Source organism: uncultured Demequina sp. (assembly GCF_913055775.1).
Taxonomy (GTDB): domain Bacteria; phylum Actinomycetota; class Actinomycetes; order Actinomycetales; family Demequinaceae; genus Demequina.
Map to the genome: position 1 here is coordinate 1 of NZ_CAJXJX010000059.1, position 16,397 is coordinate 16,397.

Genomic DNA, 16,397 nt, shown 5'->3' on the forward strand with positions numbered 1-16,397 from the left:
CCTACCCGCTGCCGCGCACCGGCTGGCTGGGCGTGCCCACGGTGTCGCTGTCGCGCGAGGTGGCCCGGGCCATCGGCTGGGCCGGCGCGCTGCGCGCGCTCGCGGACCGCTTCATGCCCGTGCACGGCGTCGATGACAGCACCAGCCTGGGGGAGCTCGCCCGGCACCGCTTGGGCGATGCCGCGACCGATCGCCTCGTCGCGCCCGTGGTGCAGGGCATCTACTCGCGGCCGCTCGAGGACATCACGCTCGGCGACATCGCGCCAGGGCTCGGCGACGAGGTCGCGCGATCCGGGTCTCTGGTGCGCACCGCGACCGCGCGCCGCGCCGCGGCTCCCGCCGGTGCCGCGGTGCTGGGCATCGACGGGGGGATCGCGACACTCACGGAGGCCCTGGTGGCCGATGCGCGGGCTGCCGGAGCGACCATCGTCACCGAGGCTCCCGTGGGCGCCGTCGAGCGCGCCGGCCATGAGTGGAAGGTGTGGTCCGAGGGCACCGCGCATCGCGCCGATGCGGTGGTGCTCGCGGTGCCTCGGCCCATCGTCGCCGCTCTCGTGCCTGACGTTGCACGGGCCCAGGCGCGCCACGTGGCGCTGGTGACGCTCGCGCTCGAGTCGCCCGAGCTCGACGCGGCGCCTCGCGGCACCGGGGTGCTCGCCGTCGGCAACGGGTCCGGAGCCAAGGCGCTCACCCACGCCACGGCCAAGTGGGCCTGGCTCGCGCGTGAGGCGCACGGTCACCACATCGTGCGGCTGTCCTACGGCATCGACAACGCCCGCGACGCGCGACCGCACGCGCTCGAGGACGCCGCGCACCTGCTGGGCGTTCCTCTCGAGGAGAGCCAGCTGCGCGACATCGAGCGGGTCCAGTGGCACGATTCCGCGCCCGCGAGGGTCGAGGACCGCGAGCCGGTGCCGGGGCTGCACCTGGTGGGCTCGGCCGCCGGGCTCAGCGGCATCGCGGCGATCGCTGCAGCCGATGCGCGGTCGACGCTCGGCGCCTGACGAGGACTCGCGAGCATCCAGATTTCGCATCGGCCCTCTGGTCGTATGAAAATGGACCCATGACGGATCAGCCCGAAGGCTTCACCCTGTTCTCTGTCCTCGATGGAATGCTGGATGCTCCCGACGAGGACCTGCCCGACATCGTCGAGCACTTCGACCAGGCGGTCGAGGAGCTTGCCGAGCACGACGTCACGCTGCGCGGCATCTACGACGTGTCCGGGCTGCGCGCCGACGGCACCGTGATGCTGTGGCTGCACGGCCCTGACCTCGCAGACCTGCAGCTGGCGCTGCGCGAGCTGCGTGCCACCGAGCTGCTCGCCGACACCACGCTGACCTGGTCCGCGGCCGGCGTCCACCGCGCCGCGGAGTTCAACAAGGCGCACGTGCCCGGCTTCCTGCGCGGCGAGCGCGCCCGCGACTGGCTCACGGTGTACCCGTTCGTGCGGTCGTACGACTGGTACCTGCTGGACGATGCCGAACGCTCGCAGATGCTCCGCGAGCACGGCATCAAGGGCGCCGCCTTCAAGGGCGTCGTGGCGAACACCGTCGCGGCCTTCGCGCTGGGTGACTACGAGTGGCTGCTGCCCATGGAGGCCGACGACGTCACGGACCTGGTCGACATGATGCGCGAGCTGCGCTACACCGAGGCCCGCCGTCACGTCCGCGAAGAGCTGCCCTTCTACACCGGCCGCCGCGTCGAGACCGCCGAGGCCGTGGAGGTGCTCGCGTCGTGAGCCAGCCCACTGCTCAGGCGACGGACGCGCCCCGGCCGCTGGCCGCATCGGCCCGCACGCAGGCGCCCGCCACCTACGACTGCATCCTCCTGGCCGGCTTCGGCGGCCCCGAGGGTCAGGACGACGTCATCCCGTACCTCCGCAACGTGACCGCCGGCCGCGGCGTGCCGGATGAGCGGCTCGAAGAGGTCTCGCACCACTACCGCCACTTTGGCGGCGTGAGCCCCATCAACCAGCAGAATCGTGAGCTGAAGGCCGCGCTCGAGGCGGAGATCGGTTCCCGCGGCCTGGGCCTGCCGGTGTACTGGGGCAACCGCTTCTGGGAGCCGTACTTCGACGATGCGCTCACGGAGCTGCACGCGGACGGGCACCGCCGTGTGCTGGTGCTGGTGACCACCGCGTTCTCGTCGTACTCCGGGTGCCGGGCGTACCGCGAGGATCTCGCGGCGGCGCTGGAGCGGACCGGGCTCGAGGGCGAGATCGTGCTCGACAAGGTTCGCCAGTACTTCGACCACCCCGGCTTCGTGGAGCCCAACGTCACGGCGGTGCGCGAGGGCCTGCGCGCCCTGGTCGCCTCCGGAAACGATGCGGCTCCGCACGTGATGTTCGCGACGCACTCGATCCCCTCGGCCGCGGCGAACGTCTCCGGGCCGCGCGAGGCGCTGCCCTCGGGCGAGCCGGTGCCCACCGACCCGGGCGAGGAGTGGTACGCCGGCGGCGGCTGGTACGTCGCGCAGCAGCGGGCCGTGTCCGCGCTGGTGATGGACCGCATCGCGGACGAGTTCCCCGAGGTGCCGTGGTCGCTCGTGTTCCAGTCCCGCTCGGGCGACCCGTCCGTGCCGTGGCTCGAGCCCGACATCAACCTCGCGATCGAGGCGCTTCCCGAGGACACGACCGGGCTCGTGGTGTCGCCCATCGGCTTCGTGTCCGACCACATGGAGGTCGCGTGGGACCTCGACAACGAGGCGCTCGAGACGTGCGAGGAGCGCGGGCTCACCATGGTCCGCGTGCCCACCGTGGGCGTGGACCCGGCGTTCGTGTCCGGGCTGATCGACCTGGTCGAGGAGCGGCACGTCGCGGCGGCCGGAGACGCGCCCCGGGAGCGCGCGGCGCTGACGGAACTGGGCCCGTGGCAGGACGTCTGCCCCACGGACTGCTGCCTGGGTCGCGCCGCCAAGCCAACCATCGCCGCGGCCGACTGAGAAGTGCCGTGACCGACGAGCCGGTCTCGGCCACCCGCCTGGGATTGCGCTCGCGGCTGGCCGGTCGCTCCCTTCCGGGCGTGATCGGGCTGCTCGGCCCCGCGTTGGCGATGCTGTGGGCGGGGATTGCGATCGCGGGCAACGTGATCGCCGCCGGCTCGAAGTTCACCACGGATGTGCCGCGCGAGGACCTGCTCCAGGTGGGCGTCGCGCAATTCACCTGGACCGGCTACGCCGAGTGGGCTCTTGCGGCCGTCTGGGTCGTGGGGCTGTGGAACGCGCGGCGGTCGCGGCTCCTGTGGGTGCTCGCCGCGCCCGTGGCGGTGCTCGCGGTCCAGAAGCTGGGCGTCTACCCGCCGCTGCACGACCGGACGGTCGCCGCGATCGCCGGTGAGGACACGGGCGACAGCCCGCTCCACGTGGTCTACGCGGCGCTCGAGGGAGTCAAGATCGCGCTGCTCGTGGGGATCGGAGTGGTCGGCTCGATCCTGCACGCCCGCCCGCGCGACTGAGCTCCGGCGCCGGGTGCGCGCGTCGCTCGCACCGGTTCTGCACGCGGCTGGTGCTCGAGTGACTGCTGGGGCCCGTGTGAAGCCTCAGGCGTCGCACGAGTCCCAGGTGTCCCAGGTGTGTGCAGAACCGGTACGGAGGGCCGATGCTGTGGCCGGGTTACGCCGATGCGGTCGCGGGCTGGAGGGTCCGGACGCCATCGCGCCACGTCAGCCAGCCGCCGTCGAGGTTGACGGCGTCGTAGCCGAGCTGGCGCAGCAGCCGGGTCGCGGTGTGGCCGCGCTGACCCACCTGGCAGTGCACCACGATGCGGGCGTCGCGCGGCAGTTCACCGTGCCGCGCGCGTAGGTCGTCGACGGGGATCACCACGGGCGCCTGCCACGGCACCTCGACGGTCCCGCGAGCGTGCTCCCCGGCGGAGCGGACGTCGAGCACGAACGGCTGTTCGCCGCCCTGCGCGAGCTCGTGCCACTGCGCGGAAGGGGTCTCTCCGGTCGCGAGGTTCTCCGCGACGTAGCCCAGCATGTTGACGGGGTCCTTCGCGGAGCCGTACGCGGGGGCGTACGCGAGCTCGAGGTCAGCGAGCTCCGACGCGGTGATGCCACCGGCGATCGCCGTGGCGATCACGTCGATGCGCTTGTCCACGCCGCTCTCGCCGATGCCCTGGGCGCCCAGGATCAGGTTCGTGGCGGGATCGACGAGCAGCTTGAGCGCCATCTGCGCGGCGCCCGGGTAGTAGCCCGCGTGATCCATGGGGTGGGTGTGGATCGCGCGGTAGTCGCGACCCTCCGCCCGGAGCCGGCGCTCGGTGCGGCCGGTGACGGCGGCGGTGAGGCCGAACACGCCCACCACCGCGGTGCCGAGGCTGCCGCGCCCGCGGCCCGGACGGCCGGCGATGACGTCCGCCACCCGGCGGCCGTGGCGGTTCGCGAGGTTCGCGAGGGGGATCAGGGTCGGGTCGTCGCCCAGGGCGTCCGACTTCGCGGCGGCGTCACCCACGGCGTAGATGCCGGGCACCGAGGTGCGGTGGTCGTCGTCCACGAGAATCGCGCCGCGCGGGCCCGTCGCGGCCCCCGCGGCGACGGCCAGCGTGGAGTCGGGGGTGACGCCGATGGACGCCACCACCAGATCAGCCGCCACCGTCTCGTCGCCGTGCGGGCCGGACACGGTCGCATCCGCCGCACCGATCGCGGTGACCTGCGCTCCGGTGACCACGCGCACGCCGTTGGCCTCGAGGCGATCCTGGATCCTGATCGCCAGCTCGGCATCCAACGCGGACAGGACCTGCGGCGCGAGTTCGACGACCGTCACGGCCAGTCCGCGGTGCGCGAGGTTCTCGGCGACTTCGAGGCCCACGAAGCCCGCGCCGATGACGACGGCGGAGGTGGCGTCCTCGACGGCGCTGGCCATGCGGTCGACATCGGCGACATCGCGGAGCACGAGCGCGCGGTCCGCGCCGGGCACGTCGGGGACGATGGGCCGTGCGCCGGGGGAGAGGACCAGGTGGTCGTACGACTCGAGGTACTCGCCGTCGGGACCGGCGACGGTCACCGTACGACCGGTCGCGTCGACATCGGTCACACGCGAGCGGGCCCGCACGTCGAGATCGAAGCGCGCGTGCAGCGACTCGGGGGTCTGCAGCAGCAGCGCCTCGCGCTCCTCGATGACGCCGCCCACGTAGTAGGGCAGACCGCAGTTGGCGAAGGACACGTGGTCGCCTGCCTCGAGCACGACGATCTGGGCGTCCTCATCCAGGCGACGCAGGCGGGTGGCGGCGGACATGCCGGCCGCGACAGCGCCGACGATGACGATCTTCATGGGTTCTCCTGAGCTGAGGTATCAGAGGCTGGGACTTGCACCAGGATACCCCCGGGGGTATGGTGGTCGCAACACCTCATCATGACACCCCAGCAGAAAGGGACCGCCTCATGTGCTCACCCATCACCTGCCGCCAGTGCGGCAAGACCACCTGGACCGGCTGCGGCCAGCACGTCGGCTCCGTCAAGGCTCAGGTTCCCGCCGGCCAGTGGTGCGACGGCCACGAGGAGTCGGCAGGGCGTAGCATCTTCCCGTGGCTGCGCCGCTGATCGCGGCGCCTCAGGGAGGAGTGATCGTGGCTGATGCCGAATCGACCCGGGCGGTGGCGAACCGTCTCAAGCGCGCGCGAGGACAGCTCGACGCGGTGATCCGCATGGTCGAGGAGGGCCGCGAGTGCGAGCCCACCGTGATGCAGCTCGCGGCCGTCACCAAGGCGCTGGACCGCGCCGGCTACACGCTCATCTCCTCGGGGCTGCGCGAGTGCATGGACTCGCCGGACGAAGAGCAGCGCGCGGAGGCGATCCAGAAGCTCGAGAAGGTCTTCCTGTCGCTCGCGTGACCGCCGCGCCGACGGGCGGCCGTGGGCGACCGCGGCGAAAATTTCGCAACGCGCATATTGCATAATCGCGCGGGCCCGCCTACGGTAGTGCTCGACCCCCGGACCACTGCGGTCCGTCCCGAGCTGCCGGAGGCGCCCGTGTCCGTTCCCGTCTCGACGCTGTCGCACATCGCCGCGCTCGCGGCCTCGGTGCCCCACCTCACGGTGGCGCTCGACACCCACTCCGGCTCCGCCGTGACGGTGGGAGACGGCCCCGAGGCATCGATGTGCGCTCACGCCTTCCGCCAGGTCGTGGCGAACTGGCCCGAGGACGGCGACCACGCGCCCTGCGTGGACCAGATCCGCTTCGACGGCGCGGACGAGCGCGGGCCGGTGCTCGCCACGGGGCGGGTGCGGTGGTTCGTCTCCGACCTCTCCGCCCAGGACACGATCGCGGCCCTGCGCGGCGCGCGTCCCGAGGGCCCGCGGGGTCCGCGCGTCGACACCCGCGTGCGCCACGACGCCACGCTCGGCGTGTCGATCGTGCGCATGGAGTCCGCTGAACTGGACCACGTCGCCCTGGACGAGCGCGCCACGGCCGCGTACGCGGCCTGCCTGGCCGAGCACCTCATCGGTGCCGCCGCGATCGCCTGACGTGGCCCGCGCATCGGCCCTCCGGAAGCGGAGAGGCTAGCTCTCCGAGGCCTCCTTGAAGGCTTCGCGCGGTTCGTGGAGCCGCCCCATCGACACGAGGTCGCGGCGGAAGAAAAGCGCCGTGGTCCAGTCCATGACCACCCGCGCCTTGCGGTTGAAGCTGGGAATCTGGGCCATGTGATAGGTCCGGTGCATGAACCACGCGGGCCAGCCGCGCAGCTTGACGCCCATGATCTGCGCGACCCCCTTGTTCAGCCCCAGCGAGGCCACGGTGCCGAGGTGCTCGTGGCGGTACTCCTTCACGGCTCGGCCGCCCAGGTGGTGCGCGAGATTCGCGCCCAGCAGCCGCGCCTGCCTGACCGCGTGCTGGGCCGATGGCGCGCACCACGCTCCCTCGCCCTTCGCGAGGTCGGGGATCTGCGCGCAGTCGCCCGCGGCCCACGCGCCGGGCACCACCTCACCGTCCTCGGTCGCGACCTGCAGGGTGGGCAGCGCGTTGACGTGACCGCGCGGGCCCTGTGGCAGGTCCGAGGACGCGATCACCGGGTTGGGCTTCACGCCCGCCGTCCACACGACGGTGTCCGCGTCGAACTCCTGGCCATCGGACAGCTTGATCCTGCCGTCCACGCACGACTCGAGGCGGGTCGCGAGGTAGATCTCCATGCCACGCTTGCGCAGCACCTCGAGCGTGTAGCCGCCCATCTCGTCGCCCATCTCCGGCAGAATCCTCGTGGCAGCCTCGACCATGACGAAGCGCAGGTCCGCGGGGCTCAACTCCGGGTAGTGACGCAGGGCCGCGCGGGCCATGTCCTCGACCTCGGCGAACGCCTCGATCCCGGCGAAGCCTCCTCCCACGAACACGAACGTGAGGAGGCGCCGCCGCACGTGCGGGTCGTCCGTGGTCGAGGCTCGGGCGATGCGTCCGAGCACCATGTTGCGCAGGCCGATGGCCTCCTCGACCCACTTGAAGCCCATGCCCATCTCGGCGAGGCCAGGGATGGGCAGCGTGCGCGGGACCGCGCCGAGCGCAATGACGACCTCGTCGTACTCGAGCACACGGTCCCCGTCGAAGTCGGTCTCGACGGTGACGCGCCGGTGCTCGTGCTCGACCTGGGTGACTTTGCCCTGCACGAGCCGCACGCCCTTGAGCTCGCGACGCAGCGGCACCACCACGTGGCGAGCCTCGATGGACCCTGCCGCAGCCTCCGGGAGGAAGGGCTGGTAGGTCATGTACGGACGGCGGTCGACCACGGTGATGTCGACCTGGTTGCCGGCCTTCTTCACGAGTGTCAGCGCGGTGTACAGGCCCACGTAGCCGCCGCCAAGAATCACTACGCGTGTGGTCATGGGGAGAGCCTCCTGATGGTGCAACCGATCAGGGCGGCGCACTGTTCCGGGGAAGGGAAAGGTGGGCGCGCCGCTGCGATGCGTGCCAGCCTACCGGTCGCCCCGTTCTCCGAGCGAAGTGGGCCCGAACCGCGCGCCTCAGCGCTTAGACAAGCGAAAAGTGCCCATCTCGCTCGCATGGGGAGGGCCGATGCGCGGGCTGGGTCGCGCCTAGCGGTCGCCCACCATCGTGGTCACGTCGAGCAGCGCGTCGAGCTGCTCCTCGGAGATCTCGCCGCGCTCGACGAAGCCCAGGTCGATGGTCGCCTCGCGGACCGTGAGGCCCTGCTTCACGGCGTGCTTGGCGATCTTCGCGGCGTTCTCGTAGCCGATGACGCGGTTCAGCGGCGTGACGATCGACGGCGACGCCTCGGCGAGGAAGCGCGCGCGCTCGACGTTCGCGGTGATGCCGTCGACGGTCCTCTCCGCGAGCACCTGCGACGCGTTGCCGAGCAGCCGCATCGACTCGAGCACGCCCAGCGCCATGACCGGGATCTGCACGTTGAGCTCGAAGGACCCGGACGCGCCGGCCACGGCGACGGTAGCGTCGTTGCCGATCACCCGCGCGCACACCATCAGCGTCGCCTCGGGAATGACGGGGTTGACCTTGCCCGGCATGATGCTCGAACCCGGCTGCAGGTCGGGCAGAGCGATCTCGCCCAGGCCGGTGTTGGGGCCCGAGCCCATCCAGCGCAGGTCGTTGCAGATCTTGGTGAGCGACACCGCGATGGTCTTGAGCGCGCCCGAGACCTCGACCAGCCCGTCGCGCGAGGACTGCGCCTCGAAGTGGTCGCGGGCCTCGGTGATGGGAAGTCCGGTGTCCTCCGCGAGCAGCTCGATCACGCGCTGCGGGAAGCCTGCGGGCGTGTTGATGCCGGTGCCCACCGCGGTGCCGCCCAGCGGGACCTCGGCCACGCGGGGGAGCGCGGCCTGGAGGCGCTCGATGCCGTAGCGGATCGCCGCGGCGTAGCCGCCGAACTCCTGTCCGAGCGTCACCGGCGTCGCGTCCATGAGGTGCGTGCGGCCGGACTTGTAGACCTCGGCGAACTCGGTGGCCTTCGCCTCGAGCGACTGCGCGAGCCGGTCCAGCTGGGGGATCAGGTCGTTGACCAGGGTGGACGTCGCGGCGACGTGCACGGAGGTGGGGAACACGTCGTTGCTGGACTGCGAGCAGTTGACGTGGTCGTTGGGGTGAACGTCCGAGCCCAGCGCGCGGGTCGCGAGCGTCGCGAGAACCTCGTTGGTGTTCATGTTCGAGCTGGTGCCGGAGCCGGTCTGGAACACGTCCACGGGGAAGTGCTCGTCGTGCTCGCCCGCCGCGACCTGGTCCGCGGCGGCGACGATCGCATCGGCGATGCCCGGGTCGAGGACGCCCAGCTCCGCGTTCGCGCGGGCGGCGGCCTTCTTGACTCGGGCGAGGGCCTCGATGTGGCGGCGCTCCAGCGTGATACCGGAGATCGGGAAGTTCTCGACGGCGCGCTGGGTCTGCGCGCGGTACAGGGCCTGCGCGGGCACGCGGACCTCTCCCATGGTGTCGTGCTCGATGCGGAACTCGGGGGCGGCGTCATTGCTCGGCGAAGTCATGCGGACATTGTGGCAGGAATCGGGGCCGGTCAGAATCTTGCTGATATCGCGTCATCGCCTCGGTTCCCGCCCCTCTCATGAGGTCGAGCGCCCGATGTCGAGCGAGAGGAGACGGCCGCGATGCACCCCGTGCGCAAGCCCTGGACCCCGCAGTCGCGCCGCGAGCTGCGCGAGATCCTGGACCACCCGACTCACGAGCGAGCAGTTCAACTCGCCGGCTCGCGCAACAGCGCGGTCCGCGCCACGCTCGCCGCCGCCCACGACACGCCCATCGGCGTGCTCATCCACCTGTCGACCGACGCGCACCCTGACGTGCGCGCCGCGGTCGCCGCGAATCCCGGCGTCGCCGTGTCCGTCGCGACCATGCGCCGCCTCGCGATCGACCCCGATCCGCGCGTCAGGGATGCCGTTCGCGCGAACATGAACGTGCCGGTCTCGATCTACGAGACCGCCGGTCTCGCGCGGACCGCCTGAGGGATCGGGGCTCAGCCCTCGCCCAGTTCCGCGCTCGACGGCGGGTTCGCGCCGGGGCGGGAGACGGTGATGGCGCCGATGCGCGCGCACCGTTCGAGCACGGCCGTCACCGTGGCGTCGTCGACAGCGTGCAGCGCCTCGCGGCGCGACGCGCCGAGCAGGTCCGCCCCCCAGAGCCCGTCGATCAGGCCGCCCATGAACGAGTCGCCCGCTCCCACGGTGTCCGCGACCTCGACGCTCGGCGCCGGAACGGAGATCTCGCGACCGTCGGCGACGAAGGCCGTGGCGCCGTCTCCGCCGCGCGTGACCACGACGAGCGCCGGCCCGGTGCCCGCCCAGCCGCGGGCGATGGCGTCGACGTCCGCGCCGCCGGTCAGCCACGAGATGTCCTCGTCGGAGACCTTCACGACGTCAGCGGTGGCGACGATGCCCTCGACGATCGCGCGCGCGTGCTCGGGATCGCCCATGAGCGCGGGCCTGGCGTTGGGGTCGTACGTCACGGTCGCGTGAGCGCGTGCGGCCTCGAGCAGTCGCGCGACGTCGGCGCCGCCCGGCTCGATGACTGCAGCGATCGATCCGGTGTGAACCACCACGGGCTCGGTGGTCGGGGCGGCGTCGCCCGCGACCTCCCACGTGAGGTCGAAGTCGTATGTCGCCGCTCCGGTCGCGTCGAGGGTCGCCGTGGCGACGGACGTGCGCGGCGCGGATTCTGAACCGGGAGCCAGCCTCACTCCCGATGCCTCGAGGTGTGCGCGTACGGCTGACCCGTGCGCATCGGCCCCCAGCCACGTCAGGAGCTCAACGTCACGCCCCAGCCGGGCGAGCCCGATCGCGACGTTCGCGGGGGAGCCGCCCGGATGGGAGTCGACCGTGCCGTCCGTGCGGCGCACGACGTCGACCAGCGCCTCGCCGATCACCAGCGCGGTGCCCATCACTCGTTCTCCTCGACGACGACGCCGACCACGCCCGCGTCGGCGACGTCGTCCGCATCCTCGCCGCGCGTCTCGGTGATCCGGTCGCGAGCGCCGTCAAGCAGCTCCTGGCAGCGTGCGGCGAGCGCTTCGCCGCGCTCCCACAGCCCGAGCGACTCGTCGAGCGTGGCCGATCCCGCCTCGAGCTTTGCGACGATCGCGATGAGCTCGTCGCGGGCCTGCTCGTAGGTGAGGTCGGAGACGTCCGTGCGCTGAGACATATGCCACACGCTATCGCGTCATAGCCCCTGGGTACGGCACTCTCATGCAGTACCAGTGCATGAACCATCTTCACAATGGAGTGATGAGAAATGTTCAGTGAGAACTACTCCCGCCAGACGGCGCTCGCGAGCGTCGAGAAGGCCCTCGATCCGAACCTCAACGACCACGAGCTCGCGACCCTCGCACGCTCGGAGGAGGCCAAGGTCCGCGCGGCGGTCGCCGAGCGCCCCGCGATGCCCCTGACGACCCTGCTCAAGCTCGCGCACGACGTCTCGCCCGTGGTGCGCGCCGGCGTGGCGCGCAACCCTCGCGTGGACATCCCGGAGGACCTGCACCGCGAGCTCGCCGGGGACAAGTCGCCCGAGGTGGTCTACGCCCTGATTGAGAACCCGCAGGTCTCGGACGCGATCATCGGCAAGCTCGCCCGACAGATTCACAAGGAGTACGCCGTCGCCGCTCGCGCGCGGCTGTCGTCGAAGGGCGGGGCCGCTCGGGTCCTGGGCCGCTTCGGCATCGCCGCGAGCCACTGAGCCGGGAGCGGATCCCGCGGCCTCACTGAGGGGTGCCGCGCTCGAGCGCTCGACACGCTCGCGCTGGACGGCCGCGGGATCCGTCCCTCCCGACAGCGGGCATGCTGCTCGCCGTCGCGCCACACCACGGTCCTTCTTCACGATGAGGTGATGAGCCATGCTGGACCACCGCACCGAGGCCGTCCCTGCGCTGATGACGCCGGAACGTGCCCTCGACCCGAGCCTGACCGAGCACGAGGTCGCCGAGCTCTCGCACGCGGCGAGCGACCAGGTGCGCGCCGCCGTCGCTGAGCGGCACGACGTCTCCGTGATCACCATGCTCAAGCTCGCGCGCGATTCGTCGCCCGAGGTGCGGGCGAGCGTGGCGCGCAACTCGCGGCCCGACATGCCCGAGGAGATCCTCGTCGAGCTCGCCGATGACAAGTCTCGAGAGGTGGTCTACGCGCTGATCTACAACCCCGCCGTGCCGACGTCGGTCCTCGCACACCTGGCCCGGCCGTTCCGTCAGGGACCTGCGGGCGCGGCGCGGGCCCGGCTCGCGCAGCGGACAGCGCCGTCGAGCGTGACGAGCCGGCGGCGGTCGTCGCGACGTCACTGATCGCGACGCCACTGACACGGCGCGGCTAGGCCGGGTCGACCTCCGTGACCCGGGCTGCGATCGTGCCGGAGGCGAGTCGGATCGCGAGCGCGTCATCGACCGTGGCGTCCGCCGCGTCTCGCACCACGGCGCCACGCGCGTCACGCACGATCGCGTAGCCGCGGTCGAGGGTGCCCTGGGGGCTCAGTGCACGAAGCGTCGCACTCAGCTCGCGCGTCGCCGCATCGGCCGTGCTGAGCACGCTCACGAGCGCGCGGCCGGCGGCCTCACGGAGCCGGCCGAGGGCATCCTCGTGTGGGTCGAGCATGCGCCGCGGATGCGCCAGCACGGGGCGCGACAGGAACTGCTCGAGCCCGCGCGCCTCGCGGTCGAGAAGCGCCTCAACTGCCGTCCGCATGTCGCGGCGGGCCTGGGCGAGTCCCGCGTTCTCGACCGCTGCATCCGGGACGATGCGCTTGCCGGCGTCCGTAGGCGTGCTCGCTCGGTAGTCCGCCACCAGGTCGAGCACGGGGGAGTCCTTCTCGTGCCCGATCGCGCTCACCACCGGAGTCCGGCAGGCGGCAGCGGCGCGCACGAGAGACTCGTCGCTGAACGCGATCAGGTCCTCGAAGGATCCGCCCCCGCGGGCGATGACGATGACGTCGACGTCGGCGGCGTCATCGAGCTCTCGCATCGCCGCCGTGACCTCGCGCACAGCGTGCGCGCCCTGGACGGACACTCGCCGGATCTCGAAGCGCACGGACGGCCACCGGCGCGTCGCGTTGACCACCACGTCGTGCTCGGCGTCGCCCTGGGTCGCGCACACCAGGCCCACGGTGTGCGGAATGAAGGGGAGGGGGCGCTTGCGCTCGGCGTCGAACAGCCCCTCGGCGGCCAGCGCCTCCTTGAGCGCCTCGATGCGTGCCAGCAGGTCGCCCACGCCGGCGTGCCGGATCTGGTCGGCGTCGAGCTTGAGCTGCCCTCCGCGCGGCCACCAGCGCGGTCGGGCATGGACCACGACCCGCGAGCCATCGTCCAGCTCCGCGCCCATCGCGTCCAGGACCGGGGCCTGGGCGGACACGCCCAAGGTGGTGTTCTCGGTGGCATCGCGGAGGTCGAAGAACACGAGGTTCTTCCACCGCGAGGGCCGCAGCACCTGTCCCTCTACCCACACCGGTCCCATGCGATGGACGTACGCGCCGATCTTCCCGGTCAGGTGGCTCACGGGCCACGGGCGCTCGGCGGTGGTCTCCGCCGCGGTCGCGGCGAGCGGCGCTGGCGCACCCGGGGAAGCATCGGCGCCCGCCGGGGCGTTGTCTGGAGTGGACGAGCCGTCGATCACGCCCCCTAGCGTGCCACGTAGGATGGAGAACATGCCTGACACCCCCGCCAAGCGCGTGCTGCTCGCCGCGCCCCGCGGCTACTGCGCGGGCGTGGACCGCGCGGTCATCGCCGTCGAGAAGGCCCTCGAACTGCACGGCGCCCCGATCTATGTGCGCAAGGAGATCGTGCACAACAAATACGTGGTCGAGACGCTGTCGGAGCGCGGTGCGATCTTCGTCGAGGAGACCGACGAGGTGCCCGAGGGCGCTCGCGTGGTGTTCTCCGCGCACGGAGTGTCGCCCGCCGTGCGCGAGAGCGCCGATGCGCGCAACCTGCTGACGATCGACGCCACGTGCCCGCTGGTCACCAAGGTGCACAAGGAGGCCGTGCGCTTCGCCAAGTCGGAGCAGACGATTCTCCTGATCGGTCACGACGGGCACGAGGAGGTCGAGGGCACCGCCGGCGAGGCGCCCGAGCACACCATCGTCGTGAACTCGCCCGAGGAGGCGGACACGATTGAGGTTGCCGATCCCGACAACGTCGTGTGGCTGTCGCAGACCACGCTGTCCGTCGACGAGACCATGGAGACCGTGCGCCGCCTGCGCGAGCGGTTCCCCCACCTGCAGGACCCTCCGAGCGACGACATCTGCTACGCCACGCAGAACCGCCAGGTCGCGGTCAAGAAGCTCGCCCCGGAGTGCGATCTCGTGATCGTGGTGGGCTCCGCGAACTCCTCCAACTCGGTGCGCCTGGTCGAGGTCGCGCTCCAGGCCGGCGCCAGGACGTCGTACCGCGTCGACCGCGCGCGCGAGATCGACGAATCGTGGTTCGACGGCGTCGAGACCGTGGGTCTGACCTCTGGCGCCTCCGTTCCCGAGATTCTCGTGAAGGACGTCATCGCCTTCCTCGCCGACCGCGGCTACGAGACCGTCGAGGAGGTGCGGACCGCGACCGAGGACCTCATGTTCTCGCTGCCGCGCGAGATCCGCGCCGACATGAAGGCCCGCGCCAACGCCTGACCCCGCCCGACGCTCCACGACAACCCACCTGAGCGCCCTGGTGGCGGCTCACTGTGGATTCCTGACCGCACGTGTCTCCTGATGGAGCCTGATGGTCGGCGCGGCACGGGTGCATCCCATGAGTGAGCCCGCGTCGCTCGTGGGCCGATCGTGCGCGGCATGAGTCGGCCAGTGTCGCCAGCGACCAGGTGGCGCGCTCAGTCGGAGGTGAGCTCGGGAGCCGCGAGAGCGCGCACCTCCGACTCCACCCGTCGCGGCTGCTCGAGCTCGGGGTCGATCTGCTGCATGTCGCCGAATCGTCGCGCGCTGACGAGGACCCTCGACTCGAGCGAGGCCACGGTGTCGTTGTACGCCTTGCCGGCGCTCGCGATCGCCTTGCCCACGCGGTCCAGGTGCGCGCCCATCGTGGTGAGCCGGTCGTAGAGCTCCTTGCCGGTCGTGAGCACCTCCTGGGCGTTCTTGGCCAGCGCCTCCTCCTTCCACGCGTGGGCGACGGTGCGCAGCATCGCGACCAGCGTCGTGGGGGTGGCGATCACTACGCGCTTGCCGAAGGCGTACTCCTGGAGCGACGGGTCCTGCTCCACGGCCGATTGGTAGAAGGCCTCGGACGGCACGAACATGACGACGAACTCCGGCGCCGAATCGAACTGCTCCCAGTAGCGCTTGCCCGACAGGTCGTCGACGTGCCGCTTGACGTGGCGAGCGTGGGCCACGAGCCTTTCCGCTCGGACGGCCTCGTCCTCGGTCTCGAAGGCCTCCAGCAGCGCGGCGAGCGCGACCTTGGAATCGACCACCACCGTGCGGCCCCCGGCGAGCCGGACGGTCATGTCGGGCCGAAGGTTGCGGCCCTCGCCGTCCGTGACGGTCTGCTGCTCCTCGAAGTCGACGTGCGGCATCATGCCGGCGAGCTCGACGACGCGGCGCAACTGGACCTCGCCCCAGTTGCCCCGGACGTCCGACCGGCGCAGCGTGTTGATGAAGTCGGAGGTCTTGCGGTCCAGCTTCGCGGAGGCCTCGACCATCTGCCGCACGTGCTCGGTCATCGTGGCCTGACTCGCGGCGCGGGCGCGGTCCGCCTCAGTAGTCTGGCGCTGCACCTGCTCGAGCGCCTTCGCCATCGGCTCGACGAGCTGCCGCACCGCCTCCTCGCGGCGCGCCAGGTCCTCGTGCCCCGCCTGCTGTGCCCGTGCGAGCCTCTCGTTCGCCACGCGAAGGAAGCTCTCCTGGTTGGCCGCCAGCGCATCGGCGCTCAGTGCCTTGAACTGACTGACCAGGCGGTCATGGTCGCCGCGGACCTGCGCGACGTAGCGATCGTGCTCCTCGCGCATCCGCCGCTCGCGCTCCTGAGCCGCCGCGGTCTCGCGCGCGAGCTGGTCCTCGAGCGCGACGGTTCTGGCGCGCGCGTGAGCGATCTCCCCGGCGTCGCCGCGCCGGCCCGCGAGCACGAACCCCACGGCGACCCCCACGAGCACGGACACGATGGCGATGATGGCTTCCGTCATGCCGACATGGTTGCGCGCGGCACTGACATCGACGGGCGAGGGCGCAAGCGTGTCGCGCCTCACAGCCGCGGCGGATGCCCGCATTCTCGCCGTGCGGCACGCACGAAAGCGCCGTGTTCTCGTTCACGGGAAGGGATGCATGTGGCATTGGTCACAGTTTGGGCACGAATTCTCCCCGTATGAGGCTCTGAAACACGTTCGTTACCGAAGGTTCCGTACTCTGGACGGCACCTACGGGGAAACTCCCCGTAAGCCTTCGCGTCCATGGCGTCGCCCGAACCCCGGGAAGTGCCATGGACGCGTGATGCGAGAGGAACTAAGAATGAAGATCGGCACCATGGGACGTGGA

Annotated in this window: 18 protein-coding genes; 11 read left to right on the plus strand and 7 right to left on the minus strand. The window is 71.3% G+C overall.

Annotation, left to right across the window (positions count from 1 at the left end; all coding sequences use genetic code 11):
• From QZ483_RS07490 to QZ483_RS07505, 4 genes are all read left to right on the plus strand, one after another.
• Positions 1-1,004 (plus strand): NAD(P)/FAD-dependent oxidoreductase (locus QZ483_RS07490; protein ID WP_297082527.1); only part of this gene is annotated, 1,004 nt, incomplete at its 5' end.
• Between the two features lie 59 nt (positions 1,005-1,063).
• Positions 1,064-1,738 carry a hydrogen peroxide-dependent heme synthase gene (gene hemQ, locus QZ483_RS07495; protein ID WP_297082529.1) on the plus strand — a complete coding sequence of 225 codons (675 nt, stop codon included), beginning with the start codon at positions 1,064-1,066 and terminating at the stop codon, positions 1,736-1,738.
• 38 nt (positions 1,739-1,776) lie between these two features.
• Complete coding sequence (locus QZ483_RS07500; RefSeq protein ID WP_297082565.1) at positions 1,777-2,940, plus strand: ferrochelatase; 1,164 nt, start codon at positions 1,777-1,779, stop codon at positions 2,938-2,940.
• Between the two features lie 8 nt (positions 2,941-2,948).
• Positions 2,949-3,452, plus strand: coding sequence for a hypothetical protein (locus QZ483_RS07505; RefSeq protein WP_297082531.1), 504 nt, complete (start codon positions 2,949-2,951; stop codon positions 3,450-3,452).
• 157 nt (positions 3,453-3,609) lie between these two features.
• Here QZ483_RS07505 and QZ483_RS07510 read toward each other — a convergent pair whose 3' ends face one another.
• Positions 3,610-5,268, minus strand: a complete 1,659-nt coding sequence (locus QZ483_RS07510; protein WP_297082533.1) for an FAD-dependent oxidoreductase — start codon at positions 5,266-5,268, stop codon at positions 3,610-3,612.
• 110 nt (positions 5,269-5,378) lie between these two features.
• Between QZ483_RS07510 and QZ483_RS07515 the strand changes: the two genes are divergently transcribed.
• The 3 genes from QZ483_RS07515 to QZ483_RS07525 all read left to right on the plus strand — a co-directional run bounded on the left by QZ483_RS07515 (position 5,379) and on the right by QZ483_RS07525 (position 6,460).
• Positions 5,379-5,537, plus strand: coding sequence for a hypothetical protein (locus tag QZ483_RS07515; protein WP_297082535.1), 159 nt, complete (start codon positions 5,379-5,381; stop codon positions 5,535-5,537).
• The gene (locus tag QZ483_RS07520) at positions 5,522-5,827 is read left to right on the plus strand and encodes a metal-sensitive transcriptional regulator (protein ID WP_297082537.1); all 306 of its coding nucleotides are present in this window, start codon (positions 5,522-5,524) and stop codon (positions 5,825-5,827) included. Before QZ483_RS07515 ends, QZ483_RS07520 begins: the two co-directional genes overlap by 16 nt.
• 87 nt (positions 5,828-5,914) lie before the next feature.
• A complete protein-coding gene (locus tag QZ483_RS07525) occupies positions 5,915-6,460 on the plus strand; it encodes a hypothetical protein (protein WP_297082540.1) in 546 nt (181 codons plus the stop codon).
• Positions 6,461-6,496: 36 nt separating this feature from the next.
• Here the strand turns inward: QZ483_RS07525 and QZ483_RS07530 are convergent, their stop codons facing one another.
• Both QZ483_RS07530 and QZ483_RS07535 read right to left on the minus strand, forming a co-directional pair.
• On the minus strand, positions 6,497-7,807 hold the full coding sequence (locus QZ483_RS07530) for an NAD(P)/FAD-dependent oxidoreductase (RefSeq protein ID WP_297082543.1): 1,311 nt from the start codon (positions 7,805-7,807) through the stop codon (positions 6,497-6,499).
• A 210-nt stretch (positions 7,808-8,017) separates the two neighbouring features.
• Positions 8,018-9,430 carry an aspartate ammonia-lyase gene (locus QZ483_RS07535; RefSeq protein ID WP_297082544.1) on the minus strand — a complete coding sequence of 471 codons (1,413 nt, stop codon included), beginning with the start codon at positions 9,428-9,430 and terminating at the stop codon, positions 8,018-8,020.
• Positions 9,431-9,550: 120 nt separating this feature from the next.
• On the opposite strand from QZ483_RS07535, the gene QZ483_RS07540 reads away from it, so the two are divergent.
• Positions 9,551-9,904, plus strand: coding sequence for a hypothetical protein (locus tag QZ483_RS07540; protein WP_297082546.1), 354 nt, complete (start codon positions 9,551-9,553; stop codon positions 9,902-9,904).
• Between the two features lie 11 nt (positions 9,905-9,915).
• On the opposite strand, the gene QZ483_RS07545 is transcribed toward QZ483_RS07540, so the two are convergent.
• Together QZ483_RS07545 and QZ483_RS07550 are read right to left on the minus strand one after the other, a co-directional pair.
• On the minus strand, positions 9,916-10,836 hold the full coding sequence (locus QZ483_RS07545) for a carbohydrate kinase (RefSeq protein WP_297082548.1): 921 nt from the start codon (positions 10,834-10,836) through the stop codon (positions 9,916-9,918).
• Positions 10,836-11,096, minus strand: coding sequence for an exodeoxyribonuclease VII small subunit (locus tag QZ483_RS07550; RefSeq protein WP_297082551.1), 261 nt, complete (start codon positions 11,094-11,096; stop codon positions 10,836-10,838). The genes QZ483_RS07545 and QZ483_RS07550 overlap by 1 nt, the downstream gene beginning before the upstream one ends.
• Positions 11,097-11,186: 90 nt before the next feature.
• Between QZ483_RS07550 and QZ483_RS07555 the strand changes: the two genes are divergently transcribed.
• Entirely contained in the window at positions 11,187-11,627 is a 441-nt protein-coding gene (locus QZ483_RS07555) for a hypothetical protein (RefSeq protein ID WP_297082553.1), read from the plus strand.
• 157 nt (positions 11,628-11,784) lie between these two features.
• Positions 11,785-12,225 carry a hypothetical protein gene (locus QZ483_RS07560; protein WP_297082555.1) on the plus strand — a complete coding sequence of 147 codons (441 nt, stop codon included), beginning with the start codon at positions 11,785-11,787 and terminating at the stop codon, positions 12,223-12,225.
• 25 nt (positions 12,226-12,250) lie between these two features.
• Here the strand turns inward: QZ483_RS07560 and xseA are convergent, their stop codons facing one another.
• The gene (xseA, locus tag QZ483_RS07565) at positions 12,251-13,546 is read right to left on the minus strand and encodes an exodeoxyribonuclease VII large subunit (RefSeq protein ID WP_297082557.1); all 1,296 of its coding nucleotides are present in this window, start codon (positions 13,544-13,546) and stop codon (positions 12,251-12,253) included.
• 31 nt (positions 13,547-13,577) lie between these two features.
• On the opposite strand from xseA, the gene QZ483_RS07570 reads away from it, so the two are divergent.
• Entirely contained in the window at positions 13,578-14,546 is a 969-nt protein-coding gene (locus tag QZ483_RS07570) for a 4-hydroxy-3-methylbut-2-enyl diphosphate reductase (protein ID WP_367117091.1), read from the plus strand.
• A gap of 197 nt (positions 14,547-14,743) precedes the next feature.
• On the opposite strand, the gene rmuC is transcribed toward QZ483_RS07570, so the two are convergent.
• On the minus strand, positions 14,744-16,048 hold the full coding sequence (rmuC, locus tag QZ483_RS07575; protein WP_297082562.1) for a DNA recombination protein RmuC: 1,305 nt from the start codon (positions 16,046-16,048) through the stop codon (positions 14,744-14,746).
• Positions 16,049-16,397 lie beyond the last annotated feature (349 nt).